Consider the following 3,628-nt stretch of genomic DNA (forward strand, 5'->3'; position numbering starts at 1 on the left):
GCATTACGAACCATTACGTTTATAATCAAGCGAAAGCGTGTCTGCGACGAAATATACAAACATCAGAACAGATTATATAAAACAAAAAAGTATATATAATTATAATTCTTTTGCTACATGTATATAAGCCAAGAAAGATAATGGCTATCGCTTTTCACAACTATTATGTGAGGAAAGAAGGGAAAATGCAGATAAATGTTGGCTATAGTAAAAATCGTGATATTACAGCAGCGTTTACAGAAGCAATAGCTGCAATTCATAATCCTAATCTCATGATTTTCATGTCTTCGTATGATGGTCTTCCTAAAGTTGCTGAACTATTAAAGGAAAAGTATGCAAATGTGCCGTTTATAGGCACAAGTGCGATAACCTATTACAAAAATAATGCATCTGACCAGACTCTTTGTATAATAGGATTTGGAAACGATGCAGAAGCACAGGTTGGTGTACTTAGAAATATATCATCAGCTCCTATGTATGACTTGTATGGACTGAAAAATGCAATCAATAAGGTAATGCCAGGAGAAAGGAATAGCATATGTATCGAATTTTGTACAGGAGATGAGGAAAGGCTTGTTACCTCAATGAATGTGGCGCTTGGACCAAAGAAAGTACCGCTCCTTGGCGGAACAGTCTTTGGAGTTCCTGAGAATAAAGCATCTAAAGTATGCGTAAACGGCGATATATATGAAGATGCATGCTGTTATGCAGTTATTAAGAACAAATCAGGTAAGATTAGAACTTATAGTGAACTTATATATAGAGCAAGTAATAATAATCCAAGACATATTGCAACCAAGGTTAACCTTGCAAAAAAAGAACTTATAAGTCTTGATAACAGACCGGCAGCAGATGTCTATGCAAATGAATTGGGAATATCCAAAAATCAGATTATAGATAACGTCTTGGAAGCTCCTCTTGGAAGGGTAGTAGGCGATGAAGTGTTTATTTCTTCTATGAAAGAGATTGGTTCTAATGGTTCTTTGATAAATTATAAAAGACTTAATGAGAATGATACAGTTACAGTTCTAAAGCTCATGGACTATGATGAAATCAATCAAGAGACAAGGAGAGCAATAAAAGCTGACGGTAGTAAGATATCATTTGTATTTTCAGTAAACTGTATTTATAGGCATCTTCTTTTTTCTCAAAGAAACCACCTTCAGGATTTCTTGAAGGATATGGGGACATTGGGAACTCATGTTGGAGTAGTAGGAGGTGGAGAACAGTACAAGAACCAACATGTTAATCAGACTATGGTATGTGCTGTATTTGAATGAGGAGGATTAAAAAATGGCTTTTTTCAAAAAAAAAGAAGATATAGAAGAAAATGAAGCTATAGAAAAAGCAAAGGAACGAAGTGTAATAGAAAAACTTGATCCTTTTCGTGAAATTGGACGTTTTGCAATTGAACAAAAGGATAAACTCCAAGATGAAGAAGCAATTACAATTGAAGGAATTGACGAAATAGGAAGCTCATTCAATCTTGTTAAAGATAGGTACGACAACATGAGTTCTTCGATTGACGCTTTTAAAGAGCAGTTTATGGAAGCTAAAGCCATATCCAACAAGTTTGAGTCGATTATCAGCAAAATGCTAGAAACTGCTGATAATTCACAGGCAAGCATGGAAAAAGTTGATCAAAGTTCTGCAACAGTATCAGAAACAATCGATGCAATGCAGAAAGTATTCGAAGCATTCCAAGCAAGTTTTGATGAAATTCAGGAAAAGGTAAATCAGATAAATTCAGTGGCGACACAAACAAATCTTCTTGCACTAAATGCTTCAATCGAAGCTGCAAGAGCAGGTGAAGCCGGGAAAGGATTTGCTGTAGTTGCAACGCAGGTAAACAAGCTTTCCATTGAAATAAAAGAGTTAGTCGGCTCCATTGGAGAAAGTATGGAAGGTCTTACAAGAAATAATGATTCACTTAATGAATCAATTAAAGAGACCAGAAATGCTATGGATCAGTCACATAATGAAATAGTCGCAACTCAGGAAGTTATAGGTTCAATCAGAGGTGTTGCAGATGAAGTTGGAGGAACAGCAGATGAAATGTCTACAACTTTTGAAAGCTGCGAGCAAGAAATTGTCAATATTGTAACTGATATTAGCGATTCGAATCATTTCTTTGAAGACGTTTCAGACGGAATAGACACTCTCAAAGAGAAAATAACCAGAAAAGGTTTCATGTTCGAAGACATGCACAACGTCTTAGAACAAATAGATCCTCTTATCAAATATATTGAAAAAGAAGCTTCTGAATGAAGTGACAAGCAGTCATCTATAGTAATCTACTAAAAAGGCTTGAACCGGCAATAATGCGTGGTTTAAGCCTTTTTTAATGGTTTATTTACAGAATAATCCCGCAAAACAAAGGTACTTGGACAGTCTTAATACAGCTCGTCGGATAAAAATGGTTATTCATCAACAAATGAACATAATAAAGAAAAAGATGTTATAGTGTTTATATCGAACGGGGAACACAACGATTCGGTATGAAAAATGATAAAGAAAAAAGTTCATTGTAGTCACTCGGGTTTTCTGATGGCAATCGGGAGAGAGAAATGTCTTTCGTGGGGGAGAAACGAAAGGCTTTCTTTTTGCAATTTTTTAATCTTTATTGAAACTGAAATTTAATCAACAAAGGAGTGTAGTATGAATTTTAGGTCATTAAAACAAAAGGCAAAAGCGGATTTTAAAGCAGAGTATTATTTGTATGTGGGAATAATTATTGCTATGGCAACAATATCAGCTATAGGAATAGCTCTTACAAGCTGGATTCCTGTTGGAGGAGCGGTAATTGCGTCAAGTTTCGTAATAGCACCACTTAGTGTTTCAATATGCAGATTTGCTTTAAATAATAGAGAAGGATATGGAACATTCGAAGATATCTTATATTCTTTCAAAACAAACTGGCTCAATATTGGAATAGTAATGTTTAAAATGAAAGTAACCATTTTTTTGTGGTCACTTTGTCTTATAGTTCCAGGTATTATCAAAAAGTATCAATATGCAATGGTTCCATTTATTCTTGCAGAGAATCCGGATATCACATGGGAAGAAGCAAGCGAGATTTCAACAGAAATGATGGAAGGCAATAAAATGGATTTGTTCCTTCTTCAGTTTTCATTTTTTGGATGGATTATGCTTGGACTTATTACAAGTGGACTAGCTATTGGATTGTATGGTGGTCCATATATTACTCAGACAATGGCAGAAGCTTATGAGTATTTAAAGAAATGCTATATCACAAGCGGTGGTGCTATTTACATGAAGCAGGTAGAAAATGTTAATTTCAATAAGAATATGTTCGCACAGAATACATCAAGCTATAACACTCAGAACTATAGCAATCATAATGCATACGGGCAGATGAATCAGGGATACAATAATCAAAATACATATGGACAGATGAATCAAAACTTTACTGCTCCAAATGGTAACACCAATTTCTAAATTGACATAGGTCTTGCTGAGATTTAGGATAATCATCAACAAGAATCCTGCTTCGCAGGACAAAATTTCTCTTGGCGACAAATTTTGGTCTGGTACGGTTATTGTTTTGAATACTTAGTAGATTAGTTTTACTGGCTTGTAATATTTCATGAGCAGAACTGTTTATAAA

3 protein-coding genes are annotated in these 3,628 nt (G+C 34.9%); all 3 read left to right on the forward strand.

What is annotated here, in order from left to right; all coding sequences use genetic code 11:
• The first annotated feature begins 185 nt into the window (after positions 1-185).
• The 3 genes from G634_RS0114680 to G634_RS20550 all read left to right on the forward strand — a co-directional run bounded on the left by G634_RS0114680 (position 186) and on the right by G634_RS20550 (position 3,459).
• A complete protein-coding gene (locus G634_RS0114680; RefSeq protein WP_026505895.1) occupies positions 186-1,280 on the forward strand; it encodes an FIST N-terminal domain-containing protein in 1,095 nt (364 codons plus the stop codon).
• 13 nt (positions 1,281-1,293) lie between these two features.
• Positions 1,294-2,268: a methyl-accepting chemotaxis protein gene (locus G634_RS0114685; RefSeq protein WP_026505896.1), complete on the forward strand. Its 975-nt coding sequence runs from the start codon at positions 1,294-1,296 to the stop codon at positions 2,266-2,268.
• A 390-nt stretch (positions 2,269-2,658) separates the two neighbouring features.
• Positions 2,659-3,459: a DUF975 family protein gene (locus G634_RS20550; RefSeq protein WP_051234085.1), complete on the forward strand. Its 801-nt coding sequence runs from the start codon at positions 2,659-2,661 to the stop codon at positions 3,457-3,459.
• The last annotated feature ends 169 nt before the right edge of the window (positions 3,460-3,628 follow it).

Origin of the sequence: Butyrivibrio sp. NC3005, from assembly GCF_000424545.1 — a bacterium.
In the GTDB taxonomy this organism is placed as follows: Bacteria; Bacillota; Clostridia; order Lachnospirales; family Lachnospiraceae; genus Butyrivibrio.